The following is a 23,851-nucleotide window of genomic DNA, read 5'->3' as shown; positions in this document are numbered from 1 at the left end:
CCGCACGTCTTTTGTGAGATTTCGAGGGCAGGATGCCGTCACCCCCTGCAAAAGTCTACCGGGAGCGGGCGGTGGTCAGGGCAACGCCATCATGCAAAAGCGCGGCTTGTTTCCGCAGTGCGAACAATTCCGCATGGAGGCGGGCATGCTCCGAGACCACCCGCAAAACCGGACATGCTGCCACCCTATGACGCGCGGTTGAGGAAGATCGGCAGCCCTCGCTTATTGCCGTAGATGGGGCGGTAGCGCTCCGTGTTGTACGTGCTCTCGACGTCCAATTTGCGCGGCCCGAGCTTGGCGTCAGGGATGGGCACGAGGTCGTAGCGCCCCTCCACCAGCGCCGACATGAGGCCGGTCTTGCCTTCCAGGATGGCATCGTAGGCCATATTGCCGAAAGTCAGCGCCACGAGCTTGTCCATGAAGTCCGGATTGCCCGATCGCAGGTCGTAGGTGAGGTCAGACGTGATCGTCTCCTCGCCGGCGCGCCGCTTGATCTCGTCGGCGAACGATTCCGCCACGCTCGCCTTCTTGCGATGGCCGTAGGCATCGGGCTCGCCGTATTCCTGCACCTCGTAGCCCTGCCACGCGGCGCCCTCGCTGAGCACGACGAGCGCGTAGTTGCTTGGGTTGGCGCGCTTCTCCTCGACGAGCAACTGGATCAGTTTGTCGAGATCGACCTTGTACTCCGGTATGACGCACCGTATCGAGGTGGCGTACGCGGTGTAGAGCGCTGTAAATCCGGCATCGCGGCCAAATACGCGGAAAATGCCAATTCGCTCGTGCGAACCGACAGTGGTGCGCTGCCGCTGGATGGCGTCGCTGGCGCGGGTGATCGCGGTCGAGAAGCCGATGCAGTACTCGGTGTTGCGGACGTCGTTGTCCATCGTCTTCGGGATGGCGATGATCTTGACGCCGAGGTCGTTGAGCTTGGCTGCGTAACTGAGCGTGTCGTCGCCGCCGATAGCGATCAGATGTTCGAGGCCGAGCCCCGAGAGGTTTGCCAGCACCTGGCCGGTGACGTCCCATGTCCTGGTTGCGATGCCGCCCTTGGTGCTGAGCGAAGCCGGAAAGTCCTGGCCTGCGAGATGATCCGGCAGCTTCTTCATCTTGGACGGATTGGTGCGGCTCGAGTGCAGTACGGTGCCGCCGCTCCGGTCTATGGTGCGCGTGTTGTCACGGTTCAGCGGGATGATGTAGTGGGACCTGCTGGCCGGGTCCTCGAGGTTTACGTGCGTGAGGGCCTCCCAACCACGGCGGAGGCCGACGACCTCGATGTCGTTCTCGCTGCCGCGATAGGTCACGCTCTTGATGACTGCGTTGAGACCGGGAACGTCGCCGCCGCCCGTGAGAATGCCGATGCGCCTTTTTGCCATACCCACCTCGCAGGCGGTCCTTACTCGGCCGCTTCCGGCTTGTGCTCCTTATGCAACTGAAAGCGCTTCAGCAGTGAGGATACGGTGTCGCGGAAGCCACCATATTCCAGCTCGGAATAGGGCAGCATCGCGGCACCGGACCAGCCCTGGCTGCGCATCTCGATGGCCTTGCGCTGGGCGCGCCGGCGGACCTCGTCCCATGCCGGGTTGTCGAAGAAATCGGTAAAGGATTCCGAAAAACGGCCGTCCTTGTCGATCGAAAAGCCGGTGCAGGAAACGATCGGGAGGCAGTACATGCCTGTCACCGGTGTGTTAATTGGCACCGGCATGAGCGGCATCACGTGCGAGCCGCGCGCATCGCCGCCTACGAAGTGCGCCTTCGCGAACGGCGAGACGACTTCCTCGGGCGCCGGGAAAATCCCCTGGTTCCTGACGATCGCGACCGGATCGTCCTTGCCGGTGTACTTGCCTGCGATCGCGTGAAGACGCTGCGCCGAAACGGCGACGGCGACCTCGCCATGGGTCCGGGAAACGATGCGATCAATGCCAAAGCGCTCGTTGTCGCGGAGCAGCGCGGCAATGTGGTAGCCATCCGCGGGCGCGTCGAGTTCGATCACGCTGTCGCCGGCCGTGTTGTCCATGTCGATGACATGGAAACGGAATCCCTTGATCATCGGGGGCAGCATCAGCCCGGCGCAATACATGGGATCGGCGAAGGCGAGGTAGAGCGGCAGGTTGTAGGCGCCGGGGCCGCATTTGTCGGCGGCGAACACCATGAAGGACTCGGCAGGTCTCGTGCCCGAGAGGCTGTGGTCGAAGCTGAGCTCGGCGACGCCCGGGCCGGCGCCGCGGACGTTTCCAGACGGTGCGTCGACGAGAAGATCCTGGCCGGCGCCATAAAGTCCGGACGTTTTCGCGACCGAGGTTGCCGCGAGAAACGCCTTCCAGGCAAGTTGATGCACCTCGGAGCTCCCTTCGCCCCGTGTGTGCGTCATGATGATCGCAATGTCGTCGCCGGTGTGGCAAACGAAAGCGTCGATCAGCAGGCCATCGCAGATCGCCTTCGCGACCTCCCCTCGACAGCCGCCATCATGCGTGTAGATGGTTTCGTGTGGCCGCCGACGGAGCCTATGTCAGCCTTGATGACGGAAAGGGTTAATCTCATGAGCGTTCCCTCCGACCAGCGCAGCGCAACGCCTCGGCGTCTGCGCTTGCTGCGCCGGGGCGACGGCGCTGCTCATTTCCGCGAAACAGAACGTCTGAGGTTCCGTTAGGTTCCTCAAATGCCCTTATCGAAAAGCTCGGGCTCATGCGGTAGCCGGGATGATCGATCACCGTAAAGATCGTGCCGGAAGCGACAGGATAGCCAGTTCATGCGCCGCCATTTGCTGCGGTGCACGAGTCCGTCGCTGGCACTTTTCGGATCTTTGGGAGCGATCCGATGGTGTTCGTTCATTGAGATAAAGTGACCTCGTAGCTGCCCGCGAACCAAATCTGACATCGAACGGCGCTCGGCTATTATCGGCTATTGGTCGAAACGTGAACCCCTTCACACTTGTAATCCGCCGGTCGTCCTACGCTTGTCCAGCCAACGCTGGGGCTGTTCTCAAAGAGTGGAGAAAGCTGAAATGCGTGAACCAAATCTTGAAAAGTTGAACGCGCTCGTAGGAAAGCTGGTCGGCGACCTCGGCATCTCACTTGGCGGCGCAAGCATACTGCTCGGCGACCGCCTTGGGCTCTACAAGGCGATGGCGGATGGTGTTGTGGTCACTCCGTCCGAGCTTGCCAAGAAGACTGGTCTGCATGAGCGTTATGTGCGCGAATGGCTGTCCGGGCAGGCCGCCTCTGGATACATCGACTACCACCCCGAAAAAGATGCGTTCTCACTCTCGGCCGAGCAAGCCATGGCGTTTGCCGAGGAGGGGTCGCCAGCTTTCTTTGCCGGTGCATTCGATGTCGTGCAGGCCACCTATCTCGATGAACCCAAGGTCGCCGAAGCGTTTCGAACCGGGAAAGGGGTTGGTTGGCACGAGCATTCGAAGTGTCTGTTCTCGGGCACCGAACGCTTCTTCAGGCCGGGCTATAACGCCAATCTAGTTTCGAACTGGATTCCGACGCTCGAAGGCGTCGAGGCGAAGCTGAAAGCTGGCGCCAAGGTGGCCGATGTCGGATGCGGCCACGGCGCCTCTACGATAGTGATGGCGCAGGCCTACCCCAATTCAGAGTTCTTCGGGTTCGATTACCACAAGCCATCGATTGAACGCGCGAAGGTCTTGGCTCAGGAAGCGGGGGTTGGAGACCGCATCACGTTCGCGCAGGCCAGTGCCAAGGATTTTCCGGCGAAAGACTATGATCTGGTGGCGTTCTTCGATTGCTTGCATGACATGGGCGACCCCGTGGGTGCAGGCAAGCATGTCAAGGAAACGCTGGCCAAGGATGGGTCGTGGATGATCGTCGAGCCGTTTGCTCATGACAATCTAAAGGACAATCTCAACCCGGTCGGATGCATCTTCTATCACGCCTCGACTTTCATTTGTACGCCGGCATCACTCTCTCAGGAAGTGGGCTTGGGGCTCGGTGCCCAGGCGGGCGAAAGCAGATTGCGACAGGTGGCGACCGAAGCGGGCTTCAGGCGTTTCCGCCGTGCGACCGAGACGCCGTTCAACATGATCTTCGAAGTGCGTTCTTGAACGATCAGAGCAACGTTGCGCATCAGCCCGGATGCTGCAGGAGATGCGGCTCCAGAGGCCTGCGTCACTCCGGGGCTTGCCGATGACGAGCTCGCCCTCATAGGTGGTCTTGCCGTCATAGGAGAGGGAGACGTTCGATCACGGCACCCCGCGCGGTGACGCCGGTGGTGGCTTTAATGAGATACGGTGGCGATGCTCTCATTCAGTTTCTGATTGACGATCTGGACCGTACGGTCGATTTCGGCATTGGGTACGCCAAGCTGATGCGAAATCAGCTTCACGAGCAGGTCGACGCGCTCGATGGAAGGCGCGCCACCAGCGACCGCCCGGGCCGCCGACGAGGGCTTGAGAAGGCTTTCCGCGGCTTTGGCGTATTTCTCGAAAGGTACCTGATCGGTGGGATCGGCGCCCAGGCGCTGGGCGATGGCATCGACATGGTCGTAGATCGACTGCGAGAGATTGATATCGCCGTGCACCGCGTCGCGGATCGATCGCGGCTCCCGTGGCGTGATGCAGCGGTAATTCCCCGTCAACAGCATCGACCATTTGGCCAGAGGGACGAACATCGAATCGAACACTTTGAGCTTCACCGGAACGTCCTGGCCATTCAGCCTCACCGCATCGACGTCGGCTTCCAGCTCCCGAAGCAGCAAGTTATGTTTCTCATCCGCAAATGACGCTGCCTTGAAGTTTGTCGGCAGGCCGACATGAAGAACATTCGCCGCCTCTTCCGGTGGGCGGAAAGCCTGCGGATCGGGGGAGCAGAGTGACACCAGATCCGGCTCGAACCGTTCCCATACCGCGGCGTTGGTATAGGCCTGCTCCAGCTCCATTTTCGCAAGCGCCGGGATCCGTCTGAGATAGGGCAAGGGCGGCATGTTCATGATCGAAAGGCAAGGCAGCTTCGCCTCGGCGATTTTGATCATCAGAGCCTGGATCGCATGGTTGGTGTATTGCGGCTCCTGCATGGCAAGACCAACCAGATCATAACGGGAAGGATCGACGTCGGCGGGCTCGACCGCGTCCAGGATCCCGGGCAGGTCGCGCGAGAAGATCGGTCGGTGCGCCGCCTCGTCGCGCAGCTTGATGCGAACTTCGGTGCCGTCGCGATTGATGAGTTCTGCCGTCTGCTTCCGGCACACCAGCGTCACGTTGTGACCCGCCATCAAAAGCTTTGTCGCCAGCAATGAGCCATACGAGGCCCCAAGGATCAGAATGTTACGCGCCATGCGCCCTCCCACAGATAATGCTTTCCGGCGCGCCACTACTCCGGCGCAAATTTGCGAGCGCCTGCTTTGCGACAGGAGTTAAGCCGAATTTTTCGGTGTGATACCGCCGGCTTCCCTGGGAGTGCACCCAGGAAATGCCGGCGGAGTTCGAAGCGACCGGTCAGGCCGACGCGGCCAGTCTGTAGGGCGTTGCTTCGTCGTCGAACGCTGCCGTGATGTCGCGAATGCTGATGACGCCGATCAGGCTGTAATTGTCGATCACCGGCACGTGGCGGATGTGATGCTTGCTCATGAGGTGACGGACATGCTCAAGCGTATCCGCCGAGGTGCAGGAGACGAGCTGCTGCACCGAAATGAATTGCGAGACGCGCATGTTCACGCCGGCTGCGCCGTGTTCGGCAATCGCGCGAACCACGTCGCGCTCGGTGAACATGCCGACCGCCGTGTTGCCTTCGGTGCGGACGACATCCTTGACGACCAGCGCGCTGATATTGCCGGAGCGCATCAGTTGCGCGGCAATGGCGACGGTCTCGTTCATGCGAACCGTTGCGACACGGGCGGCTTTCTTGCGCAGGATATCTCCAACTTGCATGGCAACCTCCTTGGGGTGAATTATTGGTCTCAAGTCTGGTATACATAATGCCAATTGTCAACACGCGGAGCGTGGAATTCTCGCGTGTGCGATCGAGATAAATAGGCAGTATTATTGACATTTCCGGAACGTGCCGTGACATTCAAGGAAGAGGGGCTCTCGGGTTGATCGGTCTCAGGTGGCGTCAGGTATGCCAGAGCTTGCTGGTCGCCAAAGAGAAAGCGCGCCCACCTGAGGGTGAGCGCGCCTTGTTCATGCGGTGGAGCGGTGTGGCTAGGCCGCAATCTGCGATTTGGCGACCACCATCTTGCGCCAGGGTTTTAGCACCGCGATCGCCAGCAGCGAGGCCAGGATATTCGCGCCGGCTGCGACGATGAACACGGTGTCCCAGGTGCCTGACGATTGCTGCATGTAGTTCGCCACCGGCACCAACAGCGCCGCGGTACCCTTTGCCGTGTAGAGCAGGCCGGCATTGGTGGCGGCGAACTTTGCGCCGAAGGTGTCCGTGCAGGTCGATGGGAAGAGGGAGTAGATCTCGCCCCAGGCGAAGAACACGAAGCCGGACAGCAGCACGAACCAGACCGGGTCGTGGCCCAGCATGTAGAGGCCCCAGATGCCGATGCCTTCCATGCCGAACGCGATGAACATGGTGTTCTCGCGGCCGATCATGTCGGAGACCCAGCCGAAGAACGGACGGGTCAGGCCGTTGAGGACGCGATCGATGGTGGCCGCGAACGTCACCGCCGTCATCGTCACCGCCATCAGCGTCACCGGCACGCTGTCGACCTTCCAGTCGACGGCGATCGGCTTGAGGTTGGCCGTCACCATCAATCCGCCGGCGCCGACAATCACGAACATGAAATACATCAGCCAGAAGATCGGCTGACGGATCACTTCGGTGGGTTGATAGTTGCGCCGGGTCTGGATCACGTTGCTGTTCTGCACCGTCGGCACCTGTCCCGCTTTCGGCGAGAACATCAGGAAGGCGAGAATGACGATGATGATGCCTTGGCCGAGACCGAAATAGAGGAAGGTGGTCTGGAAGCCGGAGTCCTTGATCATGGCCTGGATCGGCGCAACGGTCAGCGCCGAGCCTGCGCCGAATCCGGCGGCGGTGATGCCGGCGGCGAGGCCGCGCTTGTCGGGAAACCACTTCAGCGCGTTGCCGACGCAGGTGCCGTACACGCCACCCGCGCCGATGCCTGCGATGATCATGCCGAGATAGAAGCCGTTGAGCGTGGTCGCCTGGGCGTTGATCGCCCATCCGACGGCGCAGAGGATGCCGCCGATCAGGACGACGAGGCGCGGGCCGTATTTATCGACGAACCATCCCTCGACCGGCACCAGCCAGGTCTCGAACAGCACGAACAGCGTAAATGCCCACTGGATCGAAGCGCGATCCCATCCGAATTTCTGCTGGATGTCGGGGACGAAGAACGTCCAGCCATATTGGTAGTTCGCGATCATCACCATCGCGGCGACGCCGATCGCCAATTGAGTCCAGCGATAGGCATCGCTCACTCGCGCCTCCGCGACGGGGGCTGCTCCGTGCACTGTATCCGTCATTTTTCCTCCAAAGGGCTGCTGTTCTATCGTTGCCCGACAGCTCGGCGCGAGTGTGGTATATGTTATGCCAGTAGACAAGAGAAAAATTTCCACATGTTCTAAGAATTCCCCTGGGGCCGGTGAAAGGCTGCACAAACGAAAAGGGCCGCGCGGTTGCGCGGCCCAATCGTCGGAAGCGTCTTAAGCTATTGCTTTGCTTGGAGCTTAATCATGCGGTCGCCGCGGATCGCAGGCGGCTATATCCTTCCTGAATGACCGACCAGAACAGCGCGATCAATCCCAGGATCATGATCGTGCTGACCAGCGGATTGGAAAGGAACACCCCAAACGAGCCCTGGGATCCCAGAAGCGATTGGCGGAAGGCCTCTTCGGCCTTGTCGCCGAGCACGATCGCCAGCACCAGCGGGGCGAGGGGATAGTTGCACTTCTTGAGCAGATAACCGATCACGCCGAACACCAGCATCAGCATGACGTCAAACGTGCTGCTATGGACCGAATAGGCACCGATCGCGCATAGCACCAGAATAAGGGGTGCAATGATGCTGAAAGGCACGCGCAGGATTGCCGCGAAAATCGGCACGCAGGTCAGCACGACAATCAGGCCGACAATATTGCCGAGATACATCGAGGCGATCAGGCCCCAGACGAATTCCTTCTGTTCGACAAACAGCATCGGTCCGGGCTGCAGGCCCCAGATCAACAGGCCGCCGAGCAACACTGCAGCCGTCGGAGAGCCCGGCACGCCGAGCGAGAGCATCGGCAACAGGGCCGCTGTACCCGCGGCGTGCGCCGCGGTCTCCGGCGCAACGACGCCTTCGATCTCGCCCTTGCCGAAGTTCTTGCCGTTCTTCGCCATGCGCTTGGCAATGCCGTAGCTCATGAACGAGGCTGGCGTTGCACCCGCCGGCGTGATGCCCATCCAGCAGCCGATGAAGCAGGAGCGCAGCGAGGTCATCCAGTATGCGGGCAGTTCCTTCCAGGTCTTGAGCACCACGCGCAAGTTGATCTTGGCGTTGCCGCCGCGGAAGGCCAGCCCTTCTTCCATCGTCAGCAGGATTTCGCCGATGCCGAACAGTCCGATCACGGCGATCAGGAAGTCGAAGCCGTTGAGCAGGTGGGTGACGCCGAACGTCAGCCGCAACTGCCCGGTGATCGAATCAAGTCCGACTGCGGCGAGCGCAAAGCCGATCATCATGGCCGCAATGGTCTTGAACGGCGGCTCCTTGCTCAGGCCCACGAAGCTGCAGAATGCGAGGAAATACACCGCGAACTTTTCCGCAGGCCCGAATTGCAGCGCAAAGCTGGCGACCAGGGGAGCGACCAGCGTGATCATGACCACGGCGAACAGCGCGCCGACGAAGGAGGAGGTGAAGGCGGCGGTCAGTGCCTCGCCGGCCTTGCCCTGCTGCGCCATCGGATAGCCGTCGAACGTCGTGGCCACCGACCATGGTTCGCCCGGTATGTTGAAGAGAATCGAGGTGATCGCTCCACCGAACAGCGCGCCCCAGTAAATACAGGACAACATGATGATGGCCGAGGTCGGCGACATGCTGAATGTCAGCGGCAGCAGGATGGCGACGCCATTGGCGCCGCCCAGTCCCGGCAGCACGCCGATGATGACACCGAGCACGATGCCGATAACCATCAGCATGATGTTGTACGGCTGCAGCGCGACCGCAAAGCCGTGAAAAAGATTGACGAGTTCTTCCATCCCGATAATCCAATCCTGACTGTGCGTCGTTGTTTACAGGTCGAGCCACTCTTCCAACGGTCCCTTTGGAAGCGGGACCATGAACCAGCGCTCGAAAATCAAATAGGTGACGAGGGGCATGCCGAGTGCCACCGCCAGGACGGTGATCCAGTTGTATTTGCCCAGCCATCGCATGAACCATGCGATGAAAATGGTCGAAGCGACGTACAGCCCGATGAATGGCATAGAGCCGACATAAATGCCGGTGGGAATGACGACGCTGAGAACTTGACGAAGCTGTCCCCACTCCGCGAACAGTCCGTCATTGTCTTCGCGCAGCCCGTGCCACAGATTAATCCCGCTGGAAGCGACGATGAAAAGCCCGATATAGAATGGGAAGAACCCGGCGCGAGGCCCCTCAGCGCCCCAATTGATCCCCGCCTTGAGGCTGCCGGCGATCACGATCACTCCGAACAGAGCGATCAGTAGGGTGACGCCTGCTTCCACGAGCTTGTGGGTCGGGCCGGTGTTGCTCGAACTGCCTGTTGTCATCGAAACTCCATGCGCAATCAAGCCCGCGGAAACCGAGCCCGCCGTCTGCGTTGCTACCCCAATCGATCAGTGCTTCTCGGTCAGTTGCTCGGAGCGAGGAAACCGGCCTCTTTCATCAGAGCCTGATGACGCTTGTCCTCGGCCTCGACCCATTTGGCGTATTCTGCGCCGGTCAGGAAGGTCGTGTTGAATGCGCCGCTCTTCATGAAGTCCTGCCACTCAGGAGTGGCGCGAATTTTCTTGAACAGTTCGACATAATACTCGACCTGGTCCTTGGTGGCCCTGGGCGCCATGAAGATGCCGCGCAGCATCAGATATTCCATGTCGAGACCTGCCGACTTGCAGGTCGGAACGTCCTTCCAGGCCTTGCCGTCCGCGATCGGCTCGTCGTAGGCCATCGGCTTTGCATCAAAAACGCAGAGCGGACGCAGCTTGCCGCCGCGCCATTGCGCGACCGCCTCGATCGGATTGTTGACGGTCGAATCGACGTGGTTGCCGACGAGTTGAACGGCGACTTCGCCGCCGCCCTTGTAGGGAATGTAGGTGAACTTGGTGCCGACGGCTTTTTCAACAGCGACAGTGATGATCTGATCTTCCTGCTTCGAGCCGGTGCCGCCCATCTTGATCGAGCCGGCGGGAGCGGCCTTCACGGCATCGATGTACTCCTTGGCCGTCTTGTACGGCTTGTCGGCGTTCACCCACAGCACGAATTCATCAATGCCAGCATCGCGACCGGCGTGAGATCTTTCCAGCTAAACGGAATTCCGGTTGCGAGCGGAGTGGTGAAAAGGTTGGAGAGCGTAATGATGATCTTGTGCGGATTTCCGCCCGATCCCTTGACGTCGAGGAAGCCTTCACCGCCGGCGCCGCCGGACTTGTTGATGACGACCAGCGGCTGCTTCATCAGACTGTGCTTGGTGACGATGCCCTGGATCGTGCGCGCCATCTGGTCGGCGCCGCCGCCTGTGCCGGCGGGGACGATGAATTCAACGGGCCGCACCGGCTCCCACGCCGCCGTTGCGGGAACCGCGACCCCGCCCGTGCACAGCGCCGCAATCGCTCCCAATGCAAGATGTGTAGAACGCCTCATTTGCTTCACTCCCGTTGAACTGTTGTTACGCCGGTCTTTGCCGACTTGATAAGTTCGTTCCCGATCAAACGTTTCGGGTCTTCATGCACCCATGATCGTCGCGCCGCAATGGTTGCCTCATCGCGAGTCCCGCAGGGTCGAATTGTACGAGGGGCCTGATCGGGCGGCATCCGCTCCTTTCGGCCAATTGTGAATCTGAGAAGCGCAAGAAGAGGGGAAGGCACGCTCACGCTGCCCGTTCCTTGCGATATCGCCTTCGCTGTCCCTTGCGGACTGCACGGCCTAACTCCCCCTGGTATGCGCCCTTGTTCTGGTATGAGCGTTTTTAGAATTGTTGTATATGATATGCCACGATGCAACTGGTTTTTGGTTTCGACAGGAAAACAGGCCAATTTGTCGCAGGTGGCGTCCAAACAGGCAATCGGTGAGCGGCGAACGAAAACGGCCCCGGAGACCGGGGCCGTTGGCCGAAATGCAACTGACAGTTGCTGTGGGATTTCGCGCGCTGCCGCGCGAAAAAGCCTTTACTGCAGAGGCATCAGAGGCCGAAAGGGGGGAGATCGCCGTTGCGAACCGCAATGCGGCTGCTCGCGATCAGCAGACGGTCAATGGAAGCCATCAGGCGGCCGAACAGGGTGGGGGAGGGCAGGAGGCCGATGGATGCAGTCTTGGACATGGATGTCCCCTTTCTGAAGTGGCGGAGAAGCTCCGCTTTCGTGATACGGGGAGACCTTATGTATACCAGATACCACCAGCAATGACTCTGTTTGCATAGCAGCAATCAGGCGTTTGCATTGCAGTAATGAGTCGAGATGCTGGCACTCCAGAATGAAAAAGGGCGCCGGAAGACCGGCGGTCTTTGCATTCCAGAATCCCAGGGTGCGCTTGCTCGGCGGCCTGCTTCCGCGCCGGATCGAGCGCGCCGGAATCGTGGATTTCGGCGACTTGGTGATCGCTGAAGCCGAGCACCTGGTGCAGGATTTCGTCGGTGTGCTCACCGAGTAGCGGCGACCGAGAGCCGCGAAACTCGCAATTGATCCTGACCGTGCTGTTCGGCTTTAAGCATCATGACCCATGAACGCGAACGGTTCTCGCCGGGACCAACGTCTTCCGTAAACACGCCGTTGCTTGTCCTGGCTCGGGCATGCACGACCGCGGTATTCATGACTTATCCCGCGTGTCTGAGTTGGCTCATGGACGCTTGGCAAATGACGGCAACCCAGGCCGGTTTGGTTCAGGGGGCATTCACAGCTTCGTTTGCCGTCTCCTTGCTCGTCGTCTCCTTTCTGTGTGACAGGTGCGGCGCGAAGACCGTGTTCGCTTGGGCAGCTATTTCGTGCGCTGCGTCCGCTCTCTTCTTTGCTACGTTCGCACGATCCTTCGAGAGTGCGCTTGTATGCATGGCGCTTCTAGGCCTGGCGCAAGGTGCCACCTACACGCCTGCCATCATGCTTGTTTCGACCAACGCGCCACCAGACCGCAAGGCTTCGGCCGTCGGGTGGGTCCTCGCAGGCATGTCGGCCGGTTACGTTCTGTCCATAATTCTTGCCAACGCGATGCTTGCGACCGCAGACTACAGACTGGCTTTTGCCGTAACGGCTGGCGTCGCGGTTGTAGGCTCGGCGCTCAGCATCGCCGCCACTTGGAATGCACGCGATCAGGTCGTGCAAATTGACCTGGGCAAGACGTCGTCTGATAGTTCTTGGAAGCGTCAGGCCCGGCTACTTACACTCGGATATATTGGACATACGTGGGAGCTGTTAGGTGCGTGGGCATGGATCCCTGCGTTTCTGACCGCGTCGTTGCTATCGCAAGGTCGAATGACCGGCGTGGAGATTGGCCTTTGGATAGCGGTCACGCTCCACGTTTCGGGCTTCTTTGGCTCCTTCCTGTCTGGGTACGCAGCCGATCGCTTCGGCGCGAAGCCGGTCCTGGTGGGCTTCGCGTTGGTGGGCGCCGCGTGTTCGCTCGTCATAGGCTGGCTGAATGAGCTAAATGTCGCGCTACTGCTTGCTCTGGTCGGGATCTACGGCTTCGCCATCATTGGCGACTCGTCGGTGCTTTCGTCCGCCATGACTGACGCAGTACCGGCATCGCAACTGGGCCGGGCACTTGGCCTGCGATCAATCTTGGGCGTTGGGGCGGGCTCCGTGTCGCCCATTGCGTTCGGCATGGCGCTCGACATGACGCCCGCTTCCGTATCGTGGGGGCTGGCTTTTTGCACTTTAGCCTTCGGTGGGGCGCTGGCTTTAGCCTGCGCTATGGCGTTGCGGAGATGACTCCGGTTGGCCTGTACCGCATCTTCGATGCGACCTTCCCGCGAGCGGGAGAGGTGCGACGGGTGGCCGCCGTACCGATTTAACCTGACTTCCTCTCGCCCTAACAAAAGGCCGCCGAAACCGGCGGCCTGTTGCGAGCACATTCCCATAGCCTTCAGCGGCTCAAACAGACAAGGGGATGTTGGTAAGATTTGGCGAGGTACGAGCCACACCCGAACGGGTGTAACTGATAGCGTGTCTATCGCCCGAACGTTTGCGATCCGAATTGACGACTCGGCTTCTGGCTTGCCGAGGTGGCATTCTCTCTTGAGTGAGGGAGGCGTCCGTCCGGTCGGCGCGAGGCAATTTCGGTAGGGTAACAGTCATGGATCATCGGAGTGTACCGGACCCTGTTCACGGCGTTGCCCTCGACCGCAAGCCTCAGCTCGGAAACGATCTGCCAGGCTCGTGGTGGATGTCCGCGGATTCATTGCCACGCCTTTCGACCCACACAGGAGATAACAGCGCCGGCAATGGCGGCAAAGGTTATTTTGCCGGGAGCCTGATCCATAGCAGCTACGCTGGTTTCGAGCCACTCAACGTGGCATGGCCGGGCGTCCATGCGCCAGCCCTCGCCAATCAGACGAACATCGCCTATTTTGATCAGTCCGCAAGCCAGATCGCGGGAGTTGGCGGTGATGGCGGCAATTGGAATGCCGCCTTGGGCGGAAGCGTCGGCGCGTTCGGGTCTGTCGGCATCGGCGCGATCGCCACCGGTGGCAACAGCGCCGGCAATGGTGGCGACGGCTACTTCTCTGGAGCGATGGTGCATGCTCCCGTCGCGGTCTATGCACCCATCAACATTGCGGTGGCGGGATATAATTCCAGTGCCAACGCCGATCAGACGAACAATGTGGTGTTCGATCAGTCCGCGTTTCAGATGGCCGGCGTTGGAGGTGATGGTGGGAACGGCAATGCCGCAATCGGTGGTGGTCTGTCGGCCCACGGCGGGATGGGCTCCAATGTGATCGCGAGCGGGGATAACCACGCAGGCAACGGCGGGGACGGATACTTCTATGGGGGCATCGTTCACGCGTCGTTTGCGTTGTACTACCCGATCAACATCGCGGTGGCGGGATACAATTCCACTGCCAACGCCGAACAGACAAACAACGTGGTGTTCGATCAATCCGCGTTTCAGATGGCCGGTGTTGGGGGCGATGGCGGCAACGGCAATCACGCGATTGGCGGAACTGCGGACATCTTCTCTTCGATCTTCGACTTGATCGGCTCTGACGTCATCGCGACCGGCAACAACAGCGCCGGCAATGGCGGCAACGGCCATTTCTCGGGAAGCATGGTCGACATCGACGTGGCGATCTACGTCCCGATCAACATTGCAGTCGCCGGCTACAATTCAACAGCCGAGGCTCATCAGAGCAACAATGTCGTGTTCGATCAGAGCACGATCCAGATTGCCGGAATCGGTGGTGACGGCGGCCACGGCAACGCTGCGCTTGGCGGCGATTTCGCCATGCAACTGTTGTCGGACCTTCACTTGCTGGATCACGCCTAGCGCCTTTCCGTTTCGATCGAACCGAAACGAGATTCCAGGTTTTGATTTGACGCGTCTTCCTGGCGCAAACCTCACCGCTTCTTGAAAACGCTCGAGCAGCACTGGGGCTGCGCAGATCGCAGGGGCGAGAGGGGTAGCATTTCGGGCGTACACCTTCGCTTCGAAGGACATCAGCTTTGGCAGCTAGACCGCTCCGGTGTCCAAAACCAAAATCGTTGCCGTCCACATTGGGACACACAGTGTGCAAACCAGCTCAGGGAGACTGACATGGCAAAGGCAAAGGCATTGTTTCCTTCCGACACGATCGCGCTGAAGATTTCGACCGGCGGCAACAGCGCAGGAAACGGTGGAGACGGCGTCAATACCGGTGATATCACCAGCAAGCCCAGTATCGAGTTCAACCCGTACAACAAGGCTGAAGGCGCCGACGTGTACGTCAAGACCGGCGATCAGGTTCATCAGAAGGCCTACTGGGACGCCGGGGGGGCGAATGCGAAGGCGGAGAAGCATTCGAAAGCAGAGGGCGGCAAAGCCGTATCGAATGGCGACCAGGAATCGGACAGCGGCCACAACAAGTCCGACGTGGATGCCAACACTTCGGCCTATCAGAAGAACTACCTCTCCGCGGATATGAGTCAGAACGTGTGGGCCGGCATTGGCGGCGATGGCGGAAACAACAACAAGGCGGAAGGCGGAGACGTTGACATCAAGATCGTGAACGACTCGCTCAACAGCCACGAAACCTACGATATCGACGATTCCGGCATGTTGGCGCACGGCTGATCGGCGACACTGGAGGGGCAGAGAACCGGCGGCGGGGGCTGCCGGTTCTCACTTCCTGCAAGGTCGGCGAACAATGGGACGGGAAGGGCCGGACTTCAGAACTCTGGCGGGAACGCAATGCTGACGCCACCGCTTCGGCTGCAAACGATGTCACCAGCGCGGACGCCGTTGAAAGCGGCCTTGCGGGCCTGCGCCGGGTCGCTCGGGCTCGTTTTCTCATATAGCTGCAGCTACAATCTTCTTCTCCTCGCGCCTTCGATCTATCTGCTTCAGATCTATGATCGCGTCCTGTCGAGTCGCAGCGGCGCTACGCTCCTGATGCTGACGTTGATCGTTGCGTTTAGCGTCGTGGTTGGCGGCGTGCTTGACGCACTGCGCCGCGCTGCATTGGGCCGGATGGGCGAGTGGCTTGAAGAAGAACTCCATCCGGCAGCGCTCTCCGCGTGCTTCAAATACGCCTATGAGGCCGATCGGGCGCGGGCATCGGAAGCCTATCGCGATCTTGCGACCTTGCGTCAGTTCGCACAGTCTGGAGCATGCTCTACGCTATTTGATGCGCTCTGGACGCCGCTCTTCCTCGGTGTTCTCTTCCTCGTGCATCCGTTGCTGGGCGTAATCGGCACACTCAGCGCGTTGTTCCTGCTTGCTCTAGGGCTTGCCGGAGACCGTCTCACGCAAGGCCCGCTGGCACGATCGGCTGCTGCGCTGACGAGGAGCCAAGGATGGTTCGGCACGGCCGTCGCAAACCTCCACATGATCAGAGCCATGGGAATGCTCGACGGCGCCACACGCCTGATCCGTCAGGCTGCGCAGGATGCTCGGAGCGAGCAAGAGGTGGCGCAGCGCCGCCACGAAACCATCATGCTGATCTCCAAACCCGTGCGGGCGCTGACCCAGGTCGTGATCATGGGCGCTGCCGCCTGGCTCGTTCTCGAGCAGGACAGGAATCCCGCCATCATCTTTGCCGCGAGCATGCTGTTCGGACGCGCGCTCCCGCCCATTGAAGGGGCGATTGCGGGCTGGAAGGCGTTCGCGATGGCTCTCGCCGCCTACCGTCGGCTCAACGACATCATGTCCGCAGTCATCCCGGCTGCGAGCATCAGGACTCTCCCGGACAGGCCGAAGGGCGATCTCATCGTCAACAATGTCGGCGCGACCCTGCCGGGATCGAACCAATTGTTCGTGAAGGGTGTGTCGTTTCGTCTCGCACCAGGTGAATGCCTTGGCATCATCGGTCCATCGGGCTGCGGCAAATCCACGCTCGGCAAGATCATCGCTGGAATCTCGGCTCCAACGGCAGGTTCGGTGCTGCTCGATGGCGTCGATATTTCAGCCATGCGCGATTTCGGCGGCGGACGGCGGCTTGGATATCTGCCGCAGGATATCGATCTCTTCGGAGAAACCGTAAAGGACATCATTGCACGGCTGGACGACGCCGATTTGCAGAAGGTCATTGAAGCAGCAAAGCTGGCCGGCATTCACGAGACGCTCATCCGGCTGCCGCAGTCGTACGACACGGTCGTCGTTGGCGGAGGCGCCAATCTGCCGCGCGGGTTTCGCCAGCGCCTCGGCCTTGCACGAGCGTTTTTCGGCGATCCCCACCTCGTAGTCCTCGACGAGCCAAACTCCAGCCTCGACGCGCTCGGCGAGCGCATGCTTTTCGACGCTATTGAATGGATGAAGGCGGCCAATACGACGGTCATCATTATCACTCACCGGATCGGGATTCTCGGCGCAACGGACAAGATTGCCATCATGCAGGACGGTGCTGTCAGCGCATTCGGCGACAGCAGAGAAATTTTCGAGAGGTGCCTGGCCCGTCCCCAGGTCGCTACACAACCCGTGCCGGGTCGTTCCGACCAGAAATACGAAGGCAGCGTCGGCGCCTGGCCGCAGCCGAGCTTGCCATGATCCGCGGCAAGCATCCTCACCATCGCTTTGCCTGAGGGGAATGGGATCTCATGAGAATTTCATTCGCTCACCCCTATATCCGGGCGGTTCGACGGTGGTTGAGATCGGCGGCGCTGGCGTTTTGCGACAGGGTTCGCGGTGTCACCTCGGTCCGTATCAGGCACTTCCGCGGTCTCCTGGTCCGAAGAGGGCGGGATCGTGTGAAAACTTCAATCGCTCACGCCGAGATCTGGCAGGTCCCACGATGGCTGAGATCGGCGCCGCCACCGCTCCGTGACCGGCTTCGCGGTATCACGTGGACAGGAAACGTGCTGGCTTTCGGCTTTGTCATTGGTCTCGGCACCTGGTCAACCTATGCCCCCTCGAGAGCGCCGCGATTGCTGTCGGCACCGTCGAATCCGAGTCGAGCCGCAAGACGATTCAGCACCTCGAAGGTGGCATCATCAGGGAAATTCTGGTCGCGGACGGCGACGTTGTCCGCGCCGGACAGACGCTGATCTCGCTGGAAGACACCAAGGCTCGCGCCGAAGCCCAGAGTCTGCAAGGCCAGTTGTGGGAGGCGGTGGCACGAGAGGCGCGGCTGCAGGCGGAACAGCACGGCGACTGGCGGGTGTCGTTCCCACCCAGGTTGGAGACGGCGCAGAATGCCAGTCAGTCGGTCGCGGATATCCTCGCTGGCCAGCAAGCGATCTTCGAGACGCGCCGGCAGGTCTTTCAATCGCAAGTCGCCGTGAACCGGGAAAAAAGGTCGCAGGTGGAAAAGGAGATCGAGGGCCTCAGGGCGCAGGAAAGCGCGGCGTCGAGGCGCATCGAGATCGTGCGCGAAGAAGCGGTAACCGTCGCCATGCTCGTCAACAAGGGACTTGAGCGGCGTCCGAGGCTTCTGAACCTCGAGCGGGAAGTTGCCGACATCGAGGGACGGCGGGGTGAGATTGTTGCGCAGATATCGCGCGCGGGGCAGGTTATCAACGAGTCCGAGGCGGTTCTCCTCAAACTGGAGCATGACCGTCAAAACGAGATCGCGCAATCGCTGCGCGAGGTGCAGAACCAGATCTTTCAGATACGCGAGCGACTGCAGGCGGCCAGCGATCAGCTCTCGCGAACGGCGGTCAAGGCGCCCGAGGACGGCGTGGTGACGGACCTGAGGATTCATACCCCAGGCGGCGTCATTGGCGCCGGCGCACCTCTCATGGATCTCGTTCCCCGGCAGGATCGGCTTATCGTCATTGCGCGCGTCAGGCCCGAGGACATCGATGTGGTCCGTCCCGGACTAAGCGCCGACGTGAATCTTGTGCCCTATAATCAGCGCCGCGTGCCACGGCTCCAAGGCACCGTGATGCACGTTTCCGCCGACCGTCTGGTCGACAAGCGCACCGATCAACCCTATTACGCAACGAAGATTCGAGTGCAGGATCCGGCAAGCGCCGAGGTGGATGGTGTCCAGATCATTCCGGGAATGCCGGCCCAGGTGTTCATCAAGACCGGTCGCGGCACCGTGGCCCTCTACGCTCTCAGGCCTCTGCTCGACAGCTTCCACGGCGCGTTCCGCGAGGATTAAGCTGCGACCAGAGCTGCGACCTCAGGCAGCTCTCAAGATGACCGCATGCGTGAGGGCTGCGCATGACCGTTGGCTCGGCTCCAGCGAACAACCGCCTCGGTGCGGTTATGCGCGGAGCATTTTCGCATGATACGTTGAATATGCATTTTTACGGTGTTTTCCGAAAGGTTGAGCCTGACGGCAATCAACTTGTTCGGAAGGCCGAGCTGCAGCGCCTCGAGCACATGTTGTTCGCGTGGCGTAAGGTCACCCATCGCCTTCTCCGGCACAATCCTGGTGCCGCCATCATCCTCGTTCGTTACGATTAGTTCGGACGCATCGGGGCATCCCGATATCGCCTTGCTCGACGCTCCATTTTGCCCAACGATCGGTAACGGTCGGTAGACCCCACCGGCAAGGACCAGGCGCAATCCGGCAATAGCGAGTTCGACCGGGATCGATGTCGGAAAGAAACCGCGCACTCCGCGTTGCATCGCGGCCGAAGCTGTCGCATCGTCGTCGCGGTTTGAGAGCACGGCAACGGACGCTTTCGGGCAGGTTTCTGCAAGGAGGGCGAGGCTCTCCTCGATCGAAGGATCAGTGATCTGCTTGTGCCCGATATTAAGCGCAATCAAGCGGATGTCTCTGCCGGATAGCCAGTTCAGGCCACTAATCGTTGCCAGCTCGACGATCTCGAATCCAGTGAGTTCTCTCTTGAGGATATTGAGGATGCACGTACGCGCCAGGACATGTTGCTCGATGATCACGAGCACCGGCGAGTTTTGTGATACCAAGGCCAGTTCCGCGGGATTAGAAAAATCGTCCATGATGTCCCCGAATTCAGAAATTAGCTGTAACTCCACACGTTTTGATTTCCATTTCCATGGAGCAAATGTGCCCCACCACACTCCTGCAGCGAATTGCTGCTGATCGCGACGTCGCTTCCGACTTTCGAATTTGTGGAACGTCGTCAGAGGACCTTCTGGTCCATCGCAATAGATCTTGGCAGCGGTTCTGTCGTAGGCTAGCTGCTGCAAATATTCCGGTACGCGCTCGCCGCCGCTGAATTGGCGGGACCATCGACGACGAATGCTTCATCTTCCGTCACGAGATACAGAAACGGCCTATCGCCGGTATCTTCGCCCGACGGCTTTTTACCTTTGACACGGCCACAAATGGTGTCGACGGACCGCCCGAGCGTATTTTTGCGGATGGCCCGTTTCATCTCACCGAACTCGGCAGACGCCGGCTCCTCCAACTTCGCGGCGATCGTGGTCTTCGCCTTGATAATGACCGGATCGGACGTCTCAGCGGGCCGACCAGATGCCGGAGCTTCGACCTTCGCTTCGACCGTGGTGGACTTCGCCTTTTTCTCAGCGAGTTGAGGCCTATCGCGGACGTGGGCAATCGACGGCTCTTGCGTCTTCGTCGCGATTGTGGACTTGGCTCTTGGTGCCGCGGAATGCGTCTTGGATGACGTTGGCGCCGGTTCGATCGGCCGGCTGGCCGCCATCCCGTTGAGACAGCCGTACCCACTCGCGTCCGTGCATGCTTCCATGCTTGCTTGCGGCGGTAAGAGGCAGCTACAGCCAACCAGGGTCGCAGCCAGAACACCAATGAGAAGCGTTCTCATGCTAATCCCTCACAAAGGGGCCTGAGGTCCGCTCGCAATTCTTGCGGCGATCTAAAATGTTGCGCTGGTTGTCTATCATTTGCGCAAAAGTCTTAACTGCTTGTTAAACGCCCGTCCTTCGCCGCAGCGAGCTCCAGCATCGTTAATTCCGGAGTAACGCAGTTTCGCGGTGGGTGGACGTTCCGGTGATGGAGAGCTGCGGCGGGTGGCCGCCGTACCGATTCAACCTGACTTCCTCTCGCCCTAACAAAAAGGCCGCCGAAACCGGCGGCCTTTCGTGCTGTTCGGATGGCGTCGTTACTCCGCCGCCTGCTTGCGCGGCGGCTCGAGCGCGCCGGAATCGTGGATTTCCGCCACCTGGTGATCGCTGAAGCCGAGCACCTGGCGCAGGATCTCGTCGGTGTGCTCGCCGAGCAGCGGCGAGCGGGTCACCTCGCTCGGTGAATCCGACAGCTTGATCGGATTGCCGACCGAGATGTACTTGCCGCGGGTCGGGTGATCGACCTCGACCACGGTGCCGGTGGCGCGCAGCGACTGGTCTTCGGCGATCTCCTTCATCGACAGGATCGGGCCGCAGGGGATGTCGTCCTTGTTGAGGATCTCCATCGCCTCGAACTTGGTCTTCGTCATCGTCCACTGTTCGATGCGGGCGAAGATTTCGTTCAGCCGGGGCAGGCGGGCCGCCGGCTTGGCGTAATCCGGATGGGTCTTCCAGCCGGGCTCGCCGATGACGTCGCAGATCTTCTCCCAGACCGGCGCCTGGGTGATGAAGTAGATGTAGGCGTTGGGATCGGTCTCCCAGCCCTTGCACTTGAGGATGCGGCCAGGCTGACCGCCGCCGGAATCGTTGCCGGCGCGCGGCACGGCGTCGCCGAACGGAATGCCTTCGCCATACTGGCTGTATTCCTTCAGCGGGCCATGGGCGAGGCGCTGCTGGTCGCGCAGCTTTACGCGCGCAAGATTCAACACGCCGTCCTGCATCGCTGCGGTGACGCGCTGGCCTTTGCCCGAGTGGGTGCGCTGATAGAGCGCGGTGACGATACCGAGCGCCAGATGCAACCCGGTGCCGCTGTCGCCGATCTGCGCGCCGGTGACGAGCGGCAGACCGTCGCGGAAGCCGGTGGTCGAGGCGGCGCCGCCGGTGCACTGCGCGACGTTCTCATACACCTTGCAGTCTTCGTACGGGCCGGGACCAAAGCCCTTGATCGAGGCCACGATCATCTTCGGGTTGATGCTGTGGATCTTCTCCCAGGGGAAACCCATGCGGTCGAGCACGCCGGGGCCGAAGTTTTCCACCAGCACGTCGCAGCTCTTGATCAGCGCGGTGAGGACTTCCTTGCCCTTCGGGTTCTTGGTGTCGAGCGTGATCGAACGCTTGTTGTGGTTCAGCATGGTGAAATACAGGCTGTCCACGTTCGGGATGTCTTGCAACTGGCCACGGGTGATGTCGCCGACGCCGGGGCGCTCGACCTTGATCACGTCGGCGCCGAACCACGCCAGCAATTGCGTGCAGGTAGGGCCCGACTGGACGTGGGTGAAATCGAGAATGCGAACGCCCGTGAGCGCCTTTGTCATCGTCATTGCTCCGTACTGTGTCTGTACTGCGTGATGCAGATTGAATGGATGGAAGTCGGTTACTTCTTTTTCAGAACGCTCTGCGGATTGAGGTTGCCGATGCGGCCGCTCTCCGAGCCTGCCGCCGGATCGATCACGGCGTTGATCAGCGTCGGCTTGCCGGAATCCATCGCCGCGTTGACGGCGCGCTTCAATTCGTCGGGCGAGGTGGCGTTGATGCCGACGCCGCCGAAGGCTTCCATCATCTTGTCGTAGCGCGAGCCCTTGACGAACACCGTCGTCGCCGGATCGGAACCGCCCGTATTGACGTCGGTGCCGCGGTAGATGCCGTCATTGTTGAAGATGACGATGCAGACCGGAAGCTGATAGCGGCAGATGGTCTCGATCTCCATGCCGGAGAAGCCGAACGCCGAGTCGCCTTCGACCGCGAGCACCGGCTTGCCGGTTTCGACCGCGGCCGCAATCGAATAGCCCATGCCGATACCCATCACGCCCCACGTGCCGACGTCGAGCCGCTTGCGCGGCTTGTACATGTCGATGACGCCGCGGGCGAGATCGAGCGTGTTGGCGCCTTCGTTGACGAGGATGGCGTCCGGCCGTTCCTTGATGATGGTGCGCAGTGCGCCGAGCGCGCCGTGATAATCCATCGGGGAGGCGTTGCTCATCAGCTTCGGCGCCATCTTGGCGACGTTGTCGTCACGCTTCTTGTTGACGGTCGAGACCCAGTCGGCTGGCGCGGCCGGCCAGTTGCCGCCCATGCCCTCGAGCAGAGCGGATACGCAGGAGCCGATATCGCCGACCACGGGAGCCGCGATCTCGACGTTGGAATCCATCTCCTTCGGCTCGATGTCGATCTGGATGAATTTCTTCGGCGCATCGCCCCAGGTCTTGCCCTTGCCGTGCGACAACAGCCAGTTGAGGCGGGCGCCGATCAGCATCACGACGTCGGCGTCCTTCAGCACGGTCGAGCGCGCGGCACCGGCCGACTGCGCGTGCGTGTCCGGCAGCAGACCCTTGGCCATGCTCATCTGCAGGAAAGGTGCGCCGGTCTTTTCGACGAAGGCGCGGATCTCGTTGTCGGCCTGTACGTAAGCCGCGCCCTTGCCGAGAATGATGAGGGGGCGCTTCGCGCCCTTGAACACGTCGAGCGCGCGCTTGACGGCCGACGGGGCAGGGATCTGGGCGGGGGCTGCGTCGATCACCTTCACCAGCGACTTTGCGCCCGCGCCGGCGTCCATCACCTGGCCGAAGAGCTTGGCCGGCAGGTCGAGATAGACGCCGCCCGGACGTCCCGACACCGCAGCGCGGATCGCGCGGGCGAGACCGATGCCGATGTCGGCGGCATGCAGCACGCGGAACGCTGCCTTGCAGAGCGGCTTGGCAATCGCAAGCTGGTCCATCTCTTCATAGTCGCCCTGCTGCAGGTCGACGATCTCGCGCTCGGAGGAACCCGAGATCAGGATCATCGGGAAGCAGTTGGTGGTGGCGTGGGCCAACGCAGTGAGGCCGTTGAGAAAGCCGGGTGCCGAGACCGTGAGGCAGACGCCCGGTTTTTTGGTGAGAAAGCCGGCGATCGAGGCCGCGTAACCGGCGTTCTGCTCGTGGCGGAACGACAATACGCGCATGCCCGCGGCCTGCATCATGCGTCCGAGGTCGGTGATCGGGATGCCCGGCACACCATAGATAGTATTGATGCCGTTGAGCTTGAGCGCATCGATGACGAGATGAAAGCCATCCGTCAGCTCTTGCTCGGTGCCCGGTGCTTCGGACTTGGTCGCGGTATTCAGCATGGGCTT

The 23,851-nt window shown here is 60.8% G+C and carries 17 protein-coding genes and 3 pseudogenes; 6 read left to right on the top strand and 14 right to left on the bottom strand.

Annotated features, from left to right (window positions below):
• Positions 1–185: 185 nt before the first annotated feature.
• Entirely contained in the window at positions 186–1,373 is a 1,188-nt protein-coding gene (locus tag ACFXS9_RS03250; RefSeq protein ID WP_392685111.1) for a 6-phosphofructokinase, read from the bottom strand.
• 20 nt (positions 1,374–1,393) lie between these two features.
• A pseudogene (locus ACFXS9_RS03245) lies at positions 1,394–2,538 on the bottom strand (fructose-1,6-bisphosphatase).
• A 463-nt stretch (positions 2,539–3,001) separates the two neighbouring features.
• On the opposite strand from ACFXS9_RS03245, the gene ACFXS9_RS03240 reads away from it, so the two are divergent.
• Positions 3,002–4,063 (top strand): class I SAM-dependent methyltransferase, encoded by a 1,062-nt coding sequence (locus ACFXS9_RS03240; protein ID WP_392685108.1) that lies wholly within the window; start codon positions 3,002–3,004, stop codon positions 4,061–4,063.
• A 173-nt stretch (positions 4,064–4,236) separates the two neighbouring features.
• Here ACFXS9_RS03240 and ACFXS9_RS03235 read toward each other — a convergent pair whose 3' ends face one another.
• The 8 genes and pseudogenes from ACFXS9_RS03235 to ACFXS9_RS03200 all read right to left on the bottom strand — a co-directional run.
• Positions 4,237–5,292: a ketopantoate reductase family protein gene (locus tag ACFXS9_RS03235; RefSeq protein ID WP_392685105.1), complete on the bottom strand. Its 1,056-nt coding sequence runs from the start codon at positions 5,290–5,292 to the stop codon at positions 4,237–4,239.
• Positions 5,293–5,452: 160 nt separating this feature from the next.
• Positions 5,453–5,884 (bottom strand): CBS domain-containing protein, encoded by a 432-nt coding sequence (locus ACFXS9_RS03230; RefSeq protein ID WP_213285257.1) that lies wholly within the window; start codon positions 5,882–5,884, stop codon positions 5,453–5,455.
• A 273-nt stretch (positions 5,885–6,157) separates the two neighbouring features.
• The gene (gene oxlT / locus ACFXS9_RS03225; RefSeq protein WP_392685101.1) at positions 6,158–7,450 is read right to left on the bottom strand and encodes an oxalate/formate MFS antiporter; all 1,293 of its coding nucleotides are present in this window, start codon (positions 7,448–7,450) and stop codon (positions 6,158–6,160) included.
• A gap of 208 nt (positions 7,451–7,658) precedes the next feature.
• Complete coding sequence (locus tag ACFXS9_RS03220; protein ID WP_392685099.1) at positions 7,659–9,161, bottom strand: tripartite tricarboxylate transporter permease; 1,503 nt, start codon at positions 9,159–9,161, stop codon at positions 7,659–7,661.
• Positions 9,162–9,194: 33 nt separating this feature from the next.
• Positions 9,195–9,692 carry a tripartite tricarboxylate transporter TctB family protein gene (locus tag ACFXS9_RS03215; protein WP_392685096.1) on the bottom strand — a complete coding sequence of 166 codons (498 nt, stop codon included), beginning with the start codon at positions 9,690–9,692 and terminating at the stop codon, positions 9,195–9,197.
• Between the two features lie 80 nt (positions 9,693–9,772).
• A pseudogene (locus ACFXS9_RS03210) lies at positions 9,773–10,782 on the bottom strand (Bug family tripartite tricarboxylate transporter substrate binding protein).
• A gap of 538 nt (positions 10,783–11,320) precedes the next feature.
• Positions 11,321–11,458, bottom strand: coding sequence for a hypothetical protein (locus ACFXS9_RS03205; RefSeq protein WP_198028056.1), 138 nt, complete (start codon positions 11,456–11,458; stop codon positions 11,321–11,323).
• A gap of 212 nt (positions 11,459–11,670) precedes the next feature.
• Positions 11,671–11,799 (bottom strand): annotated as a pseudogene (locus tag ACFXS9_RS03200) (formyl-CoA transferase); the annotation flags it as partial.
• Positions 11,800–11,849: 50 nt separating this feature from the next.
• Between ACFXS9_RS03200 and ACFXS9_RS03195 the strand changes: the two are divergent.
• The 5 genes from ACFXS9_RS03195 to ACFXS9_RS03175 all read left to right on the top strand — a co-directional run bounded on the left by ACFXS9_RS03195 (position 11,850) and on the right by ACFXS9_RS03175 (position 18,868).
• Complete coding sequence (locus ACFXS9_RS03195; protein WP_392685093.1) at positions 11,850–13,061, top strand: MFS transporter; 1,212 nt, start codon at positions 11,850–11,852, stop codon at positions 13,059–13,061.
• 364 nt (positions 13,062–13,425) lie between these two features.
• Positions 13,426–14,616: a hypothetical protein gene (locus tag ACFXS9_RS03190; protein WP_392685091.1), complete on the top strand. Its 1,191-nt coding sequence runs from the start codon at positions 13,426–13,428 to the stop codon at positions 14,614–14,616.
• A gap of 267 nt (positions 14,617–14,883) precedes the next feature.
• Complete coding sequence (locus ACFXS9_RS03185) at positions 14,884–15,399, top strand: hypothetical protein (protein WP_392685088.1); 516 nt, start codon at positions 14,884–14,886, stop codon at positions 15,397–15,399.
• A 117-nt stretch (positions 15,400–15,516) separates the two neighbouring features.
• Complete coding sequence (locus ACFXS9_RS03180; protein WP_392685085.1) at positions 15,517–17,310, top strand: type I secretion system permease/ATPase; 1,794 nt, start codon at positions 15,517–15,519, stop codon at positions 17,308–17,310.
• 295 nt (positions 17,311–17,605) lie between these two features.
• A complete protein-coding gene (locus ACFXS9_RS03175; RefSeq protein WP_392685082.1) occupies positions 17,606–18,868 on the top strand; it encodes an HlyD family type I secretion periplasmic adaptor subunit in 1,263 nt (420 codons plus the stop codon).
• A 32-nt stretch (positions 18,869–18,900) separates the two neighbouring features.
• Here the strand turns inward: ACFXS9_RS03175 and ACFXS9_RS03170 are convergent, their stop codons facing one another.
• From ACFXS9_RS03170 to oxc, 4 genes are all read right to left on the bottom strand, one after another.
• Positions 18,901–19,674: a LuxR C-terminal-related transcriptional regulator gene (locus ACFXS9_RS03170; RefSeq protein ID WP_392685079.1), complete on the bottom strand. Its 774-nt coding sequence runs from the start codon at positions 19,672–19,674 to the stop codon at positions 18,901–18,903.
• Positions 19,675–19,871: 197 nt separating this feature from the next.
• Complete coding sequence (locus tag ACFXS9_RS03165) at positions 19,872–20,360, bottom strand: hypothetical protein (RefSeq protein WP_392685076.1); 489 nt, start codon at positions 20,358–20,360, stop codon at positions 19,872–19,874.
• Positions 20,361–20,777: 417 nt separating this feature from the next.
• Entirely contained in the window at positions 20,778–22,055 is a 1,278-nt protein-coding gene (gene frc / locus ACFXS9_RS03160; protein WP_334409787.1) for a formyl-CoA transferase, read from the bottom strand.
• Between the two features lie 59 nt (positions 22,056–22,114).
• Positions 22,115–23,845, bottom strand: coding sequence for an oxalyl-CoA decarboxylase (gene oxc, locus ACFXS9_RS03155; protein ID WP_392685073.1), 1,731 nt, complete (start codon positions 23,843–23,845; stop codon positions 22,115–22,117).
• Between the last annotated feature and the right edge of the window lie 6 nt (positions 23,846–23,851).

This window comes from Bradyrhizobium sp. RDI18, assembly GCF_043203335.1.
Classification (GTDB): domain Bacteria; phylum Pseudomonadota; class Alphaproteobacteria; order Rhizobiales; family Xanthobacteraceae; genus Bradyrhizobium; species Bradyrhizobium retamae.
Note: the sequence above shows the minus strand (reverse complement) of the source record. Positions and strands in the feature narration are given on the sequence as shown.